Source organism: Polynucleobacter sp. UB-Siik-W21 (assembly GCF_018687415.1).
Classification (GTDB): domain Bacteria; phylum Pseudomonadota; class Gammaproteobacteria; order Burkholderiales; family Burkholderiaceae; genus Polynucleobacter.
This window is the reverse complement of record NZ_CP061289.1, coordinates 543470-560691: the sequence shown is the minus strand read 5'-3', so window position 1 is coordinate 560691 and position 17222 is coordinate 543470. Positions and strand designations below refer to the sequence as shown.

17 protein-coding genes are annotated in these 17222 nt (G+C 45.1%); 6 read left to right on the top strand and 11 right to left on the bottom strand.

The window, feature by feature from the left end; genetic code table 11:
* Positions 1-8: 8 nt before the first annotated feature.
* Entirely contained in the window at positions 9-1457 is a 1449-nt protein-coding gene (locus C2756_RS02945) for a sensor histidine kinase (protein ID WP_215319893.1), read from the bottom strand.
* Positions 1458-1643: 186 nt separating this feature from the next.
* On the opposite strand from C2756_RS02945, the gene C2756_RS02940 reads away from it, so the two are divergent.
* Positions 1644-2261, top strand: a complete 618-nt coding sequence (locus tag C2756_RS02940) for a response regulator transcription factor (protein WP_215319891.1) — start codon at positions 1644-1646, stop codon at positions 2259-2261.
* Here the strand turns inward: C2756_RS02940 and C2756_RS02935 are convergent.
* Genes C2756_RS02935 through C2756_RS02910 form a run of 6 tightly spaced genes read right to left on the bottom strand, consistent with a single transcriptional unit; the run spans position 2258 to position 7274 of the window.
* Complete coding sequence (locus tag C2756_RS02935) at positions 2258-2593, bottom strand: AzlD domain-containing protein (protein WP_215296552.1); 336 nt, start codon at positions 2591-2593, stop codon at positions 2258-2260. The two genes, C2756_RS02940 and C2756_RS02935, sit on opposite strands and share 4 nt — an antisense overlap.
* Positions 2590-3300, bottom strand: coding sequence for an AzlC family ABC transporter permease (locus C2756_RS02930; protein WP_215319889.1), 711 nt, complete (start codon positions 3298-3300; stop codon positions 2590-2592). The genes C2756_RS02935 and C2756_RS02930 overlap by 4 nt, the downstream gene beginning before the upstream one ends.
* Positions 3301-3352: 52 nt before the next feature.
* On the bottom strand, positions 3353-4960 hold the full coding sequence (guaA, locus tag C2756_RS02925) for a glutamine-hydrolyzing GMP synthase (RefSeq protein WP_215319887.1): 1608 nt from the start codon (positions 4958-4960) through the stop codon (positions 3353-3355).
* A 49-nt stretch (positions 4961-5009) separates the two neighbouring features.
* The gene (gene guaB, locus C2756_RS02920) at positions 5010-6473 is read right to left on the bottom strand and encodes an IMP dehydrogenase (RefSeq protein ID WP_215319885.1); all 1464 of its coding nucleotides are present in this window, start codon (positions 6471-6473) and stop codon (positions 5010-5012) included.
* 26 nt (positions 6474-6499) lie between these two features.
* Positions 6500-6850 carry an RnfH family protein gene (locus tag C2756_RS02915; protein WP_215319883.1) on the bottom strand — a complete coding sequence of 117 codons (351 nt, stop codon included), beginning with the start codon at positions 6848-6850 and terminating at the stop codon, positions 6500-6502.
* Positions 6843-7274, bottom strand: coding sequence for a type II toxin-antitoxin system RatA family toxin (locus tag C2756_RS02910; RefSeq protein ID WP_215296547.1), 432 nt, complete (start codon positions 7272-7274; stop codon positions 6843-6845). Before C2756_RS02910 ends, C2756_RS02915 begins: the two co-directional genes overlap by 8 nt.
* A 25-nt stretch (positions 7275-7299) precedes the next feature.
* Between C2756_RS02910 and smpB the strand changes: the two genes are divergently transcribed.
* The 5 genes from smpB to C2756_RS02885 all read left to right on the top strand — a co-directional run bounded on the left by smpB (position 7300) and on the right by C2756_RS02885 (position 12049).
* A complete protein-coding gene (gene smpB / locus C2756_RS02905; RefSeq protein ID WP_071465370.1) occupies positions 7300-7752 on the top strand; it encodes an SsrA-binding protein SmpB in 453 nt (150 codons plus the stop codon).
* A gap of 132 nt (positions 7753-7884) precedes the next feature.
* The gene (locus tag C2756_RS02900) at positions 7885-9297 is read left to right on the top strand and encodes a circularly permuted type 2 ATP-grasp protein (protein WP_215319881.1); all 1413 of its coding nucleotides are present in this window, start codon (positions 7885-7887) and stop codon (positions 9295-9297) included.
* A gap of 15 nt (positions 9298-9312) precedes the next feature.
* Complete coding sequence (locus tag C2756_RS02895; RefSeq protein WP_215319879.1) at positions 9313-10290, top strand: alpha-E domain-containing protein; 978 nt, start codon at positions 9313-9315, stop codon at positions 10288-10290.
* Positions 10291-10307: 17 nt separating this feature from the next.
* Complete coding sequence (locus tag C2756_RS02890) at positions 10308-11105, top strand: transglutaminase family protein (RefSeq protein WP_215319877.1); 798 nt, start codon at positions 10308-10310, stop codon at positions 11103-11105.
* 56 nt (positions 11106-11161) lie between these two features.
* On the top strand, positions 11162-12049 hold the full coding sequence (locus C2756_RS02885; protein WP_215319875.1) for a peptidase: 888 nt from the start codon (positions 11162-11164) through the stop codon (positions 12047-12049).
* Between the two features lie 9 nt (positions 12050-12058).
* Here the strand turns inward: C2756_RS02885 and C2756_RS02880 are convergent, their stop codons facing one another.
* The 4 genes from C2756_RS02880 to ppsA all read right to left on the bottom strand — a co-directional run bounded on the left by C2756_RS02880 (position 12059) and on the right by ppsA (position 17160).
* Complete coding sequence (locus tag C2756_RS02880; protein ID WP_215319873.1) at positions 12059-12457, bottom strand: VOC family protein; 399 nt, start codon at positions 12455-12457, stop codon at positions 12059-12061.
* 16 nt (positions 12458-12473) lie between these two features.
* A complete protein-coding gene (locus C2756_RS02875; RefSeq protein WP_215319871.1) occupies positions 12474-13403 on the bottom strand; it encodes a hydroxymethylglutaryl-CoA lyase in 930 nt (309 codons plus the stop codon).
* 36 nt (positions 13404-13439) lie between these two features.
* Positions 13440-14633 (bottom strand): CaiB/BaiF CoA-transferase family protein, encoded by a 1194-nt coding sequence (locus tag C2756_RS02870; RefSeq protein ID WP_215319869.1) that lies wholly within the window; start codon positions 14631-14633, stop codon positions 13440-13442.
* Between the two features lie 130 nt (positions 14634-14763).
* On the bottom strand, positions 14764-17160 hold the full coding sequence (ppsA, locus tag C2756_RS02865) for a phosphoenolpyruvate synthase (protein ID WP_251372108.1): 2397 nt from the start codon (positions 17158-17160) through the stop codon (positions 14764-14766).
* Positions 17161-17222 lie beyond the last annotated feature (62 nt).

Below are 17222 nucleotides of genomic sequence, written 5' to 3'. Positions count from 1 at the left end.
CCCTGAGGCTAATGAGAGAGAGGTAGCTCCACAATGAATCGTGCGCCGCTACCAAAGGCATCCTCATAATGAATAGAACCTCGATATCTAGTGACAATGTGCTTGCAAAGCCATAGGCCTAGACCCATTCCAGTCTGCTTGGTGGTACTTAACAGCTCAAATAGTTGAGGTTTAAATTCAGTAGGTACGCCCCCGCCATTATCAGAAATGCTTAATTTGACGGAATGGCCAGATCTCATGGCCTCTATAGCAATACGACGCTGGAGTGTTCCTGAATTAGCCAAAGCCTGCGTGGCATTGTTCACAAGATTCAATATCACTTGCTCAATTTCAGCTGGGTTAACCTTCACTGGTAAGTCATCATCTACCTTTAACTGAATTTGGATATTCTTTGACTTTAGCTCTGGCCTCACAATATCTAGTACCTTAGAAATGGAATCACCTAATTGAACATCCTGAGCATTCAAATCACCCTCAGTAAATATTGACCTTAAAGATTTGACAATCGTAGCGGCTCGCTTGTTATCCTCTTCCAAGGAATCTAAAATTTCTTTACCCAACTCCGGATTGAGGACTCCTTTTTCCAATTTCATTTTGAGAAACTGGATATTCAGATTAGATGCTCCAAGAGGTTGATTGAGTTCATGAGCAATTGATGCCGATAAAGCACCAGTAGCGGCCGTTTTATTGGCTTTCATCAGCCCATAAATCAAACGCTCTTTATCTTTTAAGAGCTCGGTGATTTTCTCGTTTTCTTCTCTTGTTTTCTCAAGCGTATTAGCAATTTGATTTTCTTTTGTGATTTGTTTTTCTAAATAAAAACTGCCTAGAGCCACATATACCAATATCGTACTGCCATAGCCAATCCATAAAAGCGTTAAAGCCACTGCATCTTGGGCATACAAAAAGAAATTGGTTTGAGTACTACCAATTAACACCCAAAGAGTTCTGACAATTTCTCCGAATAAGGTTAATACTGATAAAAAAATAAGCCACTTTACAACCACTGTTCGGTCTTTTTTGTAATACTTCCTCAACTCCCATATTTGCCAGATTAAAAATAGCTCTTGAGTAATAGTAATTAAGGCAACGCGATGCTTAAAGGTATCTGGAATTACCCGCAAGTAATCATAGAAAAAGAAAATAAAGATCGAAATAATTGATACAAGCAAAGCTTGAAACTTAGTAAAAGGCCGTTTATTCCATGAACGATATAAAAATATCAGGAGGAGAACTGAAACAATAAATGAGCTATTTGCAATTGTGAGAAAAAACTGATGAAACCACAAGGCAATTCCAAAACAAAAGGAAGAGAGTGAAAAAAGGCCGACACTCATTGGCCAATAGATGCTGAAATCACCTTTTTCATTGGCACGATATTGATACAAGGCGCTTAAAAATAATCCCAGGCCAATGAGCGAAAAAACAATAAAAAAGATTTGATTAGCGACTTCCATCACTGAATATTACAGATAGCAGACTGAAATGTCGCTTAAAAAGGGGCCCCGCTTGAGGATCCTTGCAATGAAGGGCTGTTGTAACAAAGGCATAGAAGATGAGATCTGATTAGCTATAGGGCTAATATCCTCAGCCTATACTTTGATTTAAATTGACCTAATTAGCTAAATATAAACCCTCTCTTTATGACTAAATCTGGCCACATTTTCATAATCGATGACGATGACTTAATGCGCATTTCACTCTCCAGAATGTTGAGCGAGGTAGGCTATACCGTAGATCATTACCAATCTGGCATCAATTTTTTAAAAGAATCTCTCCCAATCTCTCCAGCAGTGATTCTTTTGGATATGCAAATGCCTGATATGTCTGGAGTTGAACTGCAGCAGCAATTGTTAGCCCTGGGTCGCAGAACACCTATTATTTTTATTAGCGGACAAAGTCATCCCCATCAAATTGTTTCTAGTCTTAAAAATGGTGCCATAGATTTTTTATTTAAACCATTCAAACTCGAAGATCTATTAATTGCCTTGAGCAAGGCGCTTGAGCTAGATAAGCAACAACTGGTTCAATTATCCAAAGAGTTAGATATCAAACAATGTTTTCTCACTCTAACGCCAAGGGAAAAAGAGGTTTGCTCTTTATTGGTTAGAGGCTTATTAAACAAAGAAATTGCTGTTGAGCTAGGCACGGTTGATGCCACGATCAAAGTGCACAAGGCAAGAGTGATGGAGAAAATGCATGCGGACTCTATACAAGCCCTAGTGAGAATGTATCTTGAGGCAGATTTAGTTAATGCTTAGATAAAAAATCTAGCAAGAGTAAAAAAAGTCATTCCCAATAATATGGTTGCCAAGATACTGTTGGTTACTAAAAATCCAATCACGCCGCCGATGGCACCAAATAGTTGGGGTGAATACAGGTTTAGTTCAAATAGTTGGGTTGCTGGATCTTTTGCAAATAGTACGTCTGGCAAAACAATGGCAATGAGAGCCGCAGTAGGTGCATAGCGCAAAAACTCATGAATACTTCTGGGAATGGGAAATTTTGAGCCCACCAAAAGAATAGAGCCCCTACTCAGTATGCTCACTAGCATCAAGCCAAAAAAAGCAATCCATAAGTCCACTGTATTCATGCATTCCTCTTTTGAGATTGTTTGTCTACCAATACCGCAGCCATTACACCAGCAATCACTGAGCAAACAATCGTTAAACGATACGGCAGATTGATAGTTAAGATACAAGTGCCAGCAGCTGCTAATGCTGAGATAACAGCAGTTTTATGTTTAATGGCAGGAATGATCAAGGCTAGCAATGCTAGCGGTCCAGCAAACCCAAGGCCCCAAGAGATCGGAATATAAGAACCAAAAAAAATGGCAATTAATGCACCTATCTGCCAAAAAAACCAATGCGCTAGGACCATTCCCATGAAATAGAGCAGCTCAACTTGGCTCCCTTGAGGGTTATCTAGCGAAGGAAACTTTTCTACAAATTTTGCGAAACTCATATCGGTGTTTAAGCTCCCGATACCCAGTCTTTGCCAGAAAGAATAATGTTTAAAGTGAGGTTGAAGGACTGCGCTAAAAATAACAAAACGCGACATCACAATCAATGCAGTCAGCCAAACAGTCCAAAAGGGATAATCTCCAGCGATCAATGGCATCACCGCCAATTGCGAAGATCCTGCATAAACGAGGATGTTGAACCAAAATGTATTTACCGGGCTCAGTCCCGCGCCCAGCAAGCTAATACTCGTGACTAAGGACCAAGCAATAATCCCCGGAGATGACTCGAGCATCACTTTTAAACCCTGAACAAAAGGGGGTCGTTGGAAAAATTTCAAGGAAGTTAAATACTGTATTTAGCGGATTGGATAGTGACTCAATCGTGAGTTTCTATTCCCACTCAATCGTTGCCGGTGGTTTGCCGCTGATATCGTAGACAACGCGATTGATGCCACGTACTTCATTGATGATGCGATTGGAAACTTTGCCTAGTAACTCATGTGGCAAGTGAGCCCAATGGGCCGTCATAAAGTCTTGCGTTTGCACTGCTCTGAGTGCCACAACATATTCATAAGTTCTGCCATCACCCATGACACCAACCGATTTCACCGGCAAGAAGACGGCGAAAGCCTGACTGGTCAGGTCATACCAGGACTTCTGGCTAGCTTCATCAATCGTGCTGCGCAATTCTTCTATGAAGATCGCATCAGCGCGTTGCAGCAAGTCTGCAAACTCTGCTTTGACTTCACTCAAAATGCGCACACCCAAACCTGGTCCTGGGAAAGGGTGACGATAGACCATCTCACGTGGCAGACCTAAAGCAACGCCCAGCTCTCGTACCTCATCTTTAAATAACTCACGCAATGGCTCTAGTAATTTGAGATGCATATCTTCAGGCAGGCCGCCAACGTTATGGTGACTCTTAATCGTATGCGCGCCCTTCTTACCTTTACCGGCAGACTCAATCACGTCTGGATAAATAGTGCCCTGAGCTAACCACTGAGCATTCTTGATCTTGCCGGACTCAGTTTGGAAGATTTCAACGAATTCTTTACCGATGATTTTTCGCTTCGCTTCTGGATCAGAAACGCCTGCTAACTTAGCCATAAAAGTATTTTTTGCATCGACACGAATGACTTTAACACCCAGGTTACGCGCAAACATTTCCATGACCATGTCACCTTCGTTCAAACGAAGCAGGCCGTGATCAACAAACACGCAAGTAAGTTGATCGCCGATCGCACGATGGATTAAGGCGGCGGCAACACTCGAGTCAACGCCACCAGACAAACCAAGGATAACTTCTTCATTACCCACTTGCCTGCGAATATTCTCAACTGCCTCGGCAATATAGTCGCCCATGACCCAATCAGACTTGCACTGGCAGATCTCATGCACGAAGCGCTCAAGGATTGCGGTGCCTTGAATGGTATGGGTCACTTCTGGGTGAAACTGAAATGCATAGAAGCGGCGCTCTTCATCAGCCATACCCGCAATCGGACAAGATTCAGTGGAAGCCATCAATTGAAAAGATGGCGGCATGTTGGTTACTGAATCACCATGACTCATCCACACCTTGAGAATGCCATGACCTTCACTAGTAGAAAAATCCTGAATGCCCTTGAGTAAGTTAGTGTGGCCATGAGCGCGGACTTCTGAGTAACCAAACTCACGCGCTTTACCCAATGACTCAGCTGAAGCCACTGCACCTCCCAATTGAGTTGCCATAGTCTGCATGCCATAGCAAATCCCTAAAACGGGAACGCCTAATTCAAATACGATTTGTGGAGCACGCGGACTACCATCTTCGGTCACTGAGCTAGGACCGCCAGAGAGAATGATGCCTTTGCCACCCTGCTCTTGAATAAATTTGCGAATGAATTCTGGATCGCAATCGTAGGGGTGAATCTCTGAATACACGCGGGCATCACGCACACGCCTAGCAATTAATTGAGTTACTTGTGAACCAAAGTCGAGAATCAGTATTTTGTCGTGCACGAAAGAATCAGTCTTTAATTCAGCCTTAATTTCAGCTTTTATTTAGTTATTAATCAATGTGGTAATTCGGCGCTTCCTTGGTGATCTTCACATCATGTACGTGTGACTCGCGCACACCAGCTGATGTAATTTCCACAAAATTGGCTTTTTCATGAAGCTCGGCAATCGTCTTGCACCCAAGGTAACCCATGGAAGAACGAATGCCGCCAGTGAGCTGATGCAAGATTGCAAGCACACTCCCTTTATATGGCACTTGGCCTTCTATACCTTCTGGTACCAGCTTCTCAGCATTGGCAACAATATCACTCTGGAAGTATCTATCAGCAGAGCCATCGGCCATTGCCCCTAAAGAACCCATGCCACGATAACTCTTGTAGGAACGTCCTTGGTACAGAAACACCTCGCCAGGAGCTTCTTCAGTACCGGCAAACATACCGCCCATCATCACAGAACTGGCGCCAGCTGCTAACGCTTTAGCCACATCACCAGAGTAACGGACGCCGCCGTCAGCAATCAAAGGAATGCCTGTACCTTTTAATGCAGTAGCCACATTCACAATCGCTGTAATTTGAGGAACACCTACACCAGCAACAATCCGTGTCGTACAAATGGAGCCAGGACCAATACCAACTTTCACGCCATCAGCACCATGATCGGCCAATGCTTTAGCAGCTTCACCGGTAGCAATATTGCCGCCGATCACTTGCACATGGGGGTAATTTTTCTTAACCCATTTGACACGATCCAAAACACCTTGGCTATGGCCATGAGCGGTATCCACCACAATGACATCGACACCAGCGCGCACTAAGAGCTCAATACGTTCGTCGTTATCAGGACCTACCCCTACGGCTGCACCAACCCGCAACTTACCCTCGCCATCCTTACACGCATTAGGATGCTCGGTGGCTTTCAAAATATCTTTCACTGTGATCAAGCCGCGTAATTCAAATTGATCATTGACCACTAAAACACGCTCTAGGCGATGCTGACTCATCAAGCGCTTAGCTTCTTCGAGTGTGCAGCCTTCTTTGACCGTTACCAAACGCTCACGCGGAGTCATCTTGGTTTTGACAGGAGCATCTAAATCTTCTTCAAACCGTAAATCGCGGTTGGTAATGATTCCAACCACTTCTTTACCGGTCAAGACTGGAAATCCAGAAAAACCATGTTCGCGTGAAAGCTGAATCACTTGACGCAGAGTGACCTCAGGACCAATCGTGATGGGATCTCGTAGAACACCAGATTCATAGCGCTTTACTTTCGCTACTTCACGCGCCTGCTCTGCAGGCTTGAGGTTTTTATGAATAATGCCGATACCACCTTCACTGGCCATGGCAATCGCCAAACGACCTTCTGTGACGGTATCCATCGCAGCGGACACCAATGGTATATTAAGTGAAATATCCCGAGTTAACTTACTTGCCAAGCTGGCATCTCGAGGGAGCACCGCAGAATAGGCCGGTACGAGGAGCACATCGTCAAAAGTGAGTGCTTTTTGAATGAGTCGCATGCAAAACCCCTAGTCGCAAAAACAGATTATAGCCTCCTAGCCTTCCTTTTGGCTGCCGCTGCCTGGAATTTGGCGTCCTGGTTCTGGTTTGCCTTTTTGCGCCGGACCGCCTTAGGGTCAATTAATAAGGGGGAGTAGAGCTCTAAGCGATCTCCGGCATAGATAGGGCTATCCCACTCCTTACGTTTTCCAAAAACGCCATAACAGCCCTTTCTAGCAAAAGCCAGGTCTGCTTGATCCACCACTAAGCCAGCTTTTAGGAGTGCCAAGCCCACTGTCGGGGTTTCAGCAGGGGTGAGAACCAGTTGAAAAGGACTGAGTATCGGATTGCCTTGCCTAGCATCACAAATCCAGATCTCCATCATGCGATTAGCCATACAGCTCTTCTGCGCGCTTTACAAAACAATCCACAAATGTCCCTGCAATGTGTCCAAACACAGGTCCAATGATCTTATCCAGAATCACGCTCTTAAATTCCCAATGGAGCTTAAATTCCACCTTACAAGCATCTTCTCGCAAAGGAATGAAATTCCACTGCCCTGAAAAATGTTTGAATGGCCCATCCACAAAAACCATATCAATGGTCTCGGGGCGATGGTTCACATTGCGAGTATGAAAGTACTGATTAATGCCCTTGAAATTGATATTGATTTTGGCATCCAAAACGGTTTCGGTTTGCTCAAAAATTTCTACCCCACCACACCAAGGTAAAAACTCTGGGTAACGCGCTACATCGGTCACCAAACCATACATTCGGTCGGCTGATTGGCCAATTAAAACGGTCTTGTAGACGTCTGCCATAATCGATCTTGGAAGCTAAATAAATATGAGTATCGTCGATAACAAAAAAGCCTTCTTTGATTATTTTATCGAGGAGCGCTTTGAGGCAGGGCTAGTGCTAGAGGGCTGGGAAGTAAAAGCCATCCGAGCTGGTCGCGTGCACGTCAAAGAAGCCTATGTCGTCATTCGCAAGGCGGAGCTATTTCTGATTGGTTGCCACATTACCCCCCTGCTATCAGCCTCTACCCATATCGTTCCAGACAGCACCCGTACCCGAAAGCTTCTGCTAAATGCCATTGAGATCCGCAAATTGATCGGTAAGGTTGAGCAAAAGGGTTATACCCTCGTACCACTCAATCTGCACTTTTCCAAAGGCAATGTGAAGTGCGAAATCGGTCTGGCTAGGGGTAAAAAGCAACATGACAAGCGTGCTGCTACCAAGGAACGAGAGTGGGAAGTTCAAAAAGGCCGAATCGCGAGAGGCGATTTAAACGCTTAAAAGCCCAAAAACTGGGTTACAACGGCCTCAAGGCAAATATCCGCGCTTTTATGCACTTATATAGTGCAATACAGCACCAAGCTGCTTCAAACCCCAAAGCTTATAACTCTTAAAGGCATTAGTTTGGTAACTATGAAATTGCCTTTTGACGAAATGCTGGATGCCGCAGGCAAAGCACGCCCTCACTACCAAGTTTTTCATAACTGGTTAAAGCAACAGAGCGACACGCTTATGGGTCTTAAGCGTGCTGAAGCTGACCTGATCTTTAGGCGCGTGGGCATTACATTCGCCGTCTACGGAGATGATCTAGGTTCTGAAAGAACTATTCCCTTTGATCAAATCCCCCGAATTTTCACTGCCAAAGAATGGCAGCAACTTGAAGCAGGTTTACGTCAACGCGTCAAAGCGCTCAATCGGTTTATTTATGACGTCTATCACGATGAAGACATCATCAAAGCTGGCATCGTTCCCGCTGAGCAAATTTTTAATAATGCGCAATATCGCCCAGAGATGCGTAACGTCAGTGTGCCACGGGATATCTATGCACAAATTGCTGGTATTGATATCGTGCGCGCAGGCGAAGGTGAGTTCTACGTTTTAGAAGATAACTTGCGCGTGCCTTCTGGCGTTTCTTATATGGTTGAAGATCGCAAGATGATGATGCGTCTTTTCCCGGACCTATTCCAAAAATATCGTATTGCTCCCGTAGAGCACTACCCCGACCTCTTATTGGAATGCCTCAAGTCTGTTAAGCCGGATGATGTTAAGAAACCAAATGTCGTGCTACTAACCCCTGGCATGTATAACTCTGCTTACTTTGAGCATAGCTATCTCGCCCAACAAATGGGGGTAGAACTCGTCGAAGGTAAGGACCTGTTTGTGAAGAATGAGCAAGTCTTCATGCGCACCACTCAAGGACCTGAGCGGGTAGATGTGATCTATCGGCGCGTTGATGATGACTTCTTAGATCCATTAGCCTTCCGCTCAGATTCGACCCTTGGGGTTGCAGGATTACTGTCTGCGTACCGCGCTGGCAATGTCACTTTAGCTAACGCTATTGGTACTGGTATTGCTGATGACAAATCAATTTATCCATACGTTCCAGAAATGATTGAGTTTTATCTCGGTGAAAAACCCATTCTGAATAACGTGCCTACCTTCCAGTGCCGCAAGACAGATGATTTGGCTTACACCTTAGCCAACTTGGAAAAGTTAGTAGTCAAACTGACTCATGGTGCTGGTGGCTATGGCATGTTAGTTGGCCCAGCTTCTACCAAAGCAGAGATTGAAGCATTTAGAACCCATCTCATTGCCAATCCAGATAAATACATTGCTCAACCTACGCTGGCACTTTCTACTTGCCCGACCTTTGTGGAATCGGGTGTTGCTCCCAGACATATTGATTTACGCCCTTTTGTACTCTCTGGAAAAACGATCAAGATGGTTCCCGGCGGCCTCACTAGGGTCGCCCTCAAAGAAGGTTCTTTGGTAGTGAACTCCTCCCAAGGTGGTGGCACTAAAGATACCTGGGTCTTAGAAGAATAAGAGGGATAGCAAAAAATGTTAAGTCGTACTGCAGACTGCTTATATTGGATGGCGCGTTATACAGAGCGTGCAGAAAATACTGCTCGCATGTTAGATGTGAATCACCAAACTTCTCTACTGCCACAGCCAGCAGAATTTCTAGAGCAAAGTTGGAAGAAGTTGCTCACCATCTCTAAGCTAGAAGATACTTTCTTAAGTAAATATGATGTCGTCAATCGTGAAAATGTTTTGGATTTCATGATTTATGAAACCAGCAATCCTTCTAGCATTGTTTCTTGTTTATACGCTGCTCGTGAAAATGCTCGTGTGATTCGCGGCAAAATTACTTCTGAAGTTTGGGAAACCCAAAATACTACCTGGCTTGAGCTCCAACGCATCTTAGAGGCAAGACATCAAGCCGACCCCAGCAGATTATTAGAGTGGGTAAAACATCGCTGCCACCTTTTTAGAGGCGTGATGCACGGCACGATGCTCAAGAATGAAGCTTTCTACTTTATTAACGTTGGCACTCTACTAGAGCGCGCTGATAATACTGGTCGTATTCTAGAAACCAAATATGAGGATCAGGCCACCCTCAAAGTATTGAGCACTCAAAAGAATCCCGATGATAGTTCAGATGGCGCATTCTTTGATTTTTATCATTGGGCCGCTCTACTGCGCTCAGTTTCTGCATTTGAGATCTACCGTCAGATCTATTCTGATCAAGTTACTCCAAAGCAAGTTGCACAACTCTTGATTTTTAATAAACAAATGCCACGTTCATTAGTTTGCTGTGTTAATGAATTAATTCCTTTAGTTTCTGAAGTGAAGAATCAACAATCCAAAGAAATTGAACGCTTACTGGGTAAACTCAAAGCAAGCTTAGATTACTCAGACATTGATGAAGTCTTTGAACAAGGTCTTGAAGAGTTTATTGAAGTCTTCCTTGAGCGCATCAACCATATTGCCGATGAGTTTAGCAACGCTTATCTCATCCCATTGGCTGTTGCCTAAGACTTCGTAAAGAATATATGCATCTCAAAATTCGTCATCGCACTGAGTATCGCTATGAAACACCAGTGCGCTATTCCATTCAAGAGCTGCGTCTGACACCCCCGACAACTGCAGGCCAGCAAATCGATAAGTGGAAAATCAGCACGCCCATTAAGGCATCAAGCTCCATCGATACCTTTGGCAACTTCTATAGTGTATTTGTGCAGGAATCGCCTTATACGTCCATGATGATTGAAGCGGAGGGTGAAGTTCATACCCAAGATGCCTTTGAGTTTAAGGATGATGCAAAAGCGGTCTCCCCTTATTATCTGCTGCAGCAAACCAATCTCACCGAACCCACAGATGAAATGCTGGACTACTTTGCACCAAGTCTGCCTAAGAAAAATTCGGTGGATGAGGTTTTAAAACTGGCTACTGCGGTTCAACAAGCGATTGGGTATGTTCCAGGTCAAACGACCTTTGCCACTACTGCTGCCCAATCCTTTGCCCTAAAATCCGGCGTTTGCCAAGATCATGCTCATGTCATGCTGAGCCTATGCAGGGCTGCGCAGATTCCTGCGAGATACGTCAGTGGCTACTTCTTTGCCGAAGAATCTCCCAACTTAGCTAGCCATGCTTGGATCGATTTTTGCAGCGATATTGAAAAAGGGATTTGGATCAGCGTAGATATTACCCATGCCTGCCTGATTGATGCGCGCCATATTCGCCTAGCGATTGGTCGTGACTATTACTCCGCAGCACCAGTCAAAGGTGTTCGTACCGGTGGGGGCGGTGAGGAGCTCAGCGCAAACATCTCGATTCAGCAGCTACCCTAAATCCTGATCAATATTTAAGAGATAATCCTAGATAATTATTAAGAGGATATGGGTATATGACATATTGCGTTGGGCTTTGCCTCAAAGATGGTCTAGTCTTTTTATCCGACACTCGCACCAATGCTGGGGTAGATCAAATCGGTACATTCAGGAAAATGACCTTGTTCCAAAAGGACAATGATCGTTTCTTTGCCTTAATGAGTGCCGGCAATCTTGCAATTACCCAAGCCGTCAAAGAAATACTCCTGCAAGGTCAACTGCTGAATGGCAAAAATCTTTGGACTGCTGAAAATACGCATGATGCAGCAGCAGTGATTGGCGATGCCATCAAACAGGTGTATGAACGTGATCATATAGCCCTTGAAAAAGCAGGCATTGACTTCAACTGCAACCTCATTTTTGGCGGTCAAGTCAAAGGAGAGAGGCCGCGTCTCTTTAATATTTACTCTGCTGGTAATTTTATTGAAGCTACCCCAGAAACTTGCTACTTCCAGATTGGCGAATCCAAATACGGTAAACCCATTCTCGATAGAGTCCTGAATTTTTCTACTCCGCTTAATTTAGCAACAAAGTGCGCCTTAATTTCAATGGACTCAACTCTGAATAGCAATATTTCTGTTGGTTTACCTCTAGATCTATTGGTATACGAAAAGAACTCTCTCAAAGCCAGCAAACTGGTAACGATGGATGAATCAAACCCCTACTTCCAAATGATTCATCAGCTCTGGGGTGAAAAATTACGCGCAGCCTTCAACTCGATATCAGAACCCAGTTGGAGCGGTGCCCATAAATCGAGCGCCATCTCAGCGCCCGCCAAGAAAATGGGTGCAGTGCCTATCAATCATCAACCACCAAAAGCAAAACTGGCGAAATCCTCAGCTAAACCAACGAGCAACTCCAAGAAAACTTCAAACGCTAAGCGAAAGCCTGCGAAGAAGTCGTAATCCTTTAGCTTAGCCTGAGAAGATTTCACTGATCTCAATGAGATTGAGATCAGGATCGCGTACATATATGGAATGGATTTTTGAAGTGGCACCCGTCCGAATCACAGGGCCTTCAACAATGGGCCAAGCTTCTTTTTCAAGCTTTGCAATGACCTCGCCTAAGGATCGCTCAGCAATAAAACAAAGGTCTAATGCTCCTGGAGTTGGAATATTGGCTTTAGGCTCGAACTCTTTGCCTTTGATGTGCAAATTAATTTTTTGATTGCCGAATTTAAAAGCCTTACGCTCAACTGGCGGAGTGCCGCCGATGAAAGATTGGAGTGTCATCCCCATCACGCGCGTATAGAAGTCAATGCAAGCAGTTTCATTTGCTGTGGTCAGAACTAAATGGTCTAAATGATCAATCATCTTCCCTCCACATCTATTACTGACGCAGCTCTTTGACATACTCTGGCGCTTGATGCAAATCACAAGTACGCCCTGCTTTAGCAACCTGTCCAGGAACAGTGTGGCCAACAATAGCAGGCAACTCCCGAGCAATCGCTAACAAGTTTGGAATATTCATGCCGGTGTCATAACCCATTGCATCGAGCATATGAATCGCATCTTCACTTGATATATTGCCGCTAGCCCCAGGTGCATATGGGCAACCCCCAAGACCACCAAGCGAGCCATCAAATCTGGTAATACCTGATTGCACTGCTGCCAGCACATTGGCTAAGCCCATACCTCTCGTATTATGAAAATGCATCGTGACCTGCATCTCTGGGAATAACTTTTGCATCGACTCCGACATACTGATCACTTGAGCAGGGTTGGCCATACCAGTGGTATCGCAAATCGTGAGGCCACGGACGCCAAGATCAGCAAAGCGCTGCGCAAACCCTTCAACAACCTTCTGCGGCACATCACCCTCCATAGGGCAACCAAAGGATGTGGATAAAGAAACATTGATCGGCGTTCTACCATCGACATATTTGATCACCTCAGCTAAGCCAGCAAAACTCTTTTCGCGTGTCATACGCAAATTGGCTAGGTTGTGGGTCTCAGAGGTAGACATCACTAGGTTAAATTCGTCAGCCTGCGATTCAAAGGCGCGCTCAGCACCTCGAAGATTGGGCACGAGCACTGTGTACTCAACACTAGGAACTCTCTTAATTCTACCCATCACCTCTTCGGCATCTCTGAGCATTGGAATCGCTTTAGGAGAAGTAAACGAAGTCACTTCGATTTTGGCAAAGCCACATTGACTAAGCTCATCGATTAAGCGAACTTTGTCATCAGTCGGAATGAAGTTGGGCTCTATCTGAAAGCCATCGCGTGTCACTACGTCATTAAAGTAAATTCTAGTCATCGTTATCTGTATTTATTCTCTGTGCTTTTTTTGCATTTATTTATTGAAGGCGACGCCACGCTCTTTCAGTGAAGCAATTTGTGTATCACTTAATCCAATACCCCGTAATATCTCATCGGTATTTTGACCGATGTCTGGTGCCAGTGTTCTGATAGAGCCTGGCGTACGAGAAAGCTTTGGAATGACTCCTGGAACCTCAACCTTAGTGCCATCATGCATCTGAATAGTTTCAATATTTCCACGGGCTTTATAGTGTGGATCTTGTGCAATATCAGCGACGGTATAAATTCTGCCGGCAGGCACTGCTACAGCATCTAGGGCTTCTAATGCTTTATCAGTCATTAAGGTTTTGGCCCATTCACCAATCGCCTGGTCAAGCTCTACAACCCGCTTAACTCGACCTTCATTATTTTCTAATTGCGGATCATTACCTAAATCATCCCGACCAATCAACTTCATGAGTCTTTTAAAGATACTATCGCCATTGCCTGCAACCAAAACATAACCACCGTCCGCACAAAGATAAGCGTTAGTGGGTGCAATCCCAGGCAATGCGCTACCAGCAGCCTGCCTAACCTCTCCAAACGCACTGTATTCAGGTAGCAAGCTTTCCATGCAATTAAAGACGGCTTCGTAAAGAGCAATATCAATCACTTGACCTTCTCCACTGTGATGACGCTCTTGCAGCGCCAACAGAATTCCAATAACACCATGCAAAGAGGCCAAGGTATCGCCAATGCTAATGCCAACACGCACTGGGACCCTACCTGGTTCAGCAGTTAAATGACGTAAGCCACCCATGGCTTCTGCAACGACACCAAAGCCAGGCTTATCCCGATATGGACCAGTCTGGCCATAACCACTAATACGTAGAACAATTAAGCGCGGATTAATTTTGAGCAAATCTTGCGGATCAAGGCCCCAGGCCTCTAAGGTACCAGGACGAAAATTTTCGATGAGAACATCAGACTCTTTGACCAGAGCTCTCACAATCTCTTGCGCTTCTGTCTGCTTTAAATCCAAGGAAAGAGAACGCTTATTACGAGATTGGACTTGCCACCAAATAGAGGTGCCATTTTTTAATAAACGCCACTTACGCAAAGCATCCCCAAGTTTGGGTGGCTCAATCTTGACTACATCAGCGCCGAAGTCAGCCAATGTTTTAGCAGCAAATGGCCCAGCAATCAGCTGACCCATCTCAATCACTTTTAAACCCGATAACGGCTCCATAAGACAACCCTCTATAACTCCAAAAATAAGCTCAAGGCACCCTAATTATGCAATCAACTTCTCAGACTCACCAAAACAATAAGGCGCAACTCAATTGCGCCTTATTGTAGTTTTGGGCCTAAATTTACCCCTATTTCTTACCCAACATTTCCCAGGTCTCTACTACGCTATCTGGGTTCAGTGAGATGGAGGTGATACCTTTCTCTACCAGCCAACGGGCAAAGTCTGGATGGTCTGAAGGCCCTTGACCGCAAATACCAACGTATTTATTTTGCTTGCGGCAAGCATCGATTGAACGGGCGATCATAAATTCCACCGCTGGATCACGCTCATCGAAATCAATCGCGAGCAGCTCCATACCAGAGTCACGATCCAGCCCAAGTGTTAACTGGGTCATATCGTTTGATCCGATAGAGAAGCCATCAAAATATTCAAGGAATTGATCTGCTAGAATCGCATTGGATGGAATCTCACACATCATGATTAGACGCAAACCATTGACACCCCTCTTGAGACCAAACTTCTCCATCATATCGATCACACGTTTAGCCTGATTAATGGTACGCACAAATGGCACCATGATCTCGACGTTATCAAGACCCATCTCTTCGCGCACACGCTTCATTGCTGCGCACTCTAGAGCAAATGCTTCGCCAAAGTCTTCAGAGACATAACGTGATGCGCCGCGGAAGCCGAGCATGGGATTTTCTTCATCAGGCTCATAGCGTGAACCGCCAATCAACTTCTTGTACTCATTGGACTTGAAGTCAGATAAACGGACGATGACAGGCTTTGGATAGAAAGCGGCTGCAATGGTTGCCACACCTTCAACCAATTTATCCTCATAGAACTGACGTGGACTTGCATAACCACGAGCAACACTTTCTACAGCACGCTTGAGATCCGGATCGATATTAGGATACTCAAGAACTGCACGGGGATGCACGCCAATATAGTTATTGATGATGAACTCGAGACGCGCAAGACCAACGCCCGCATTGGGGATTTGACAGAAATCAAATGCCAACTGAGGATTACCAATGTTCATGGTGATCTTCACTGGAATATCTGGTAATACACCGCGAGATATTTCAGAGATTTCGGTTTCGATCAAGCCATCATAGATATGACCTTCATCACCCTCAGCGCAAGAGACGGTAACCATCATGCCGTCTTGTAATTGCTCAGTCGCATCACCACAACCGACTACTGCAGGGACACCCAACTCACGCGCAATAATCGCAGCGTGACAGGTACGACCACCACGATTAGTCACAATCGCAGCAGCACGCTTCATGACTGGCTCCCAGTTAGGGTCTGTCATATCAGCAACCAATACATCGCCGGGCTGAACCCGATCCATCTCGCTAGGGTCGCGAATAATACGCACTGGACCGGCACCAATCTTCTGACCAATGGCGCGGCCTTTTGCTAATACCTTTGATCTGCCTTTAAGCTTGTAGCGCATCTCTACCTGGCCAGCTGCTTGACTCTTCACGGTCTCAGGGCGAGCTTGCAAAATATAGATACGGCCATCTTGTCCATCTTTGCCCCACTCGATATCCATAGGACGACCGTAGTGTTTTTCAATAATGACGGCGTACTTTGCCAACTCAGTAATGTCAGCATCTTCCAAAGAAAAGCGATTGCGTTTTTCTGGGGTGACGTCTACTGTTTGTACCTTCTCAGCAGAACCTTTAGGGGCAAATTGCATCTGTATCAGCTTGGAGCCTAGGGAGCGACGAATGATCGCTTTTTTGTTCTGCGCCAAGGTTGTCTTAAATACATAGAACTCATCTGGATTCACTGCACCCTGTACTACAGTCTCTCCTAAACCATAGCTAGAGGTAATAAAGACGACATCCTCAAAACCAGACTCAGTATCTAAGGTAAACATCACACCAGCAGCGCCTAGGTCAGAGCGCACCATCCGCTGAATACCAGCAGACAAGGCTACTTCCGCATGGGCAAAGCCTTTGTGTACACGGTAAGAAATGGCACGATCGTTGTATAGGGATGCAAATACTTCCCGGATTTTTTTGAGAACATCATCAATACCCTCGACGTTCAAGAAAGTTTCTTGCTGACCTGCAAAAGAGGCATCAGGCAAGTCTTCGGCAGTAGCAGAAGAGCGCACTGCAAACGAACCTTTGCCAGAGTCATCGAGAACTGCGAATGCTTTACGAATCTCTTCTTCCAGCTTAGACTGAAATGGCGCAGTCTCAATCCAGTTGCGGATTTCAGCGCCAGCTTCTACTAAGGCGCGGACATCATCAATATTGAGATTCTCTAAGCGCTTTTGAATACGCTCGGTGAGGTTGTTATGTTTTAGAAAATCGCGGAATGCTAATGCGGTAGTGGCAAAACCTGTTGGAACACGCACTCCAGTTGAGGCCAGTTGTGAGATCATTTCGCCTAAGGAGGCATTCTTACCGCCGACTGACTCAACATCTGTCATGCGAAGTTGCTCAAAAGGCAAGACATAGGCATCTGCCATACTGCTATTTTGCTGCTGTTGGTTGGACATAAAATACTCTCTAAAGATAAGGAAAGCGGTCTAGCTGTCGCCTAAAATGCGACTTACTCTAA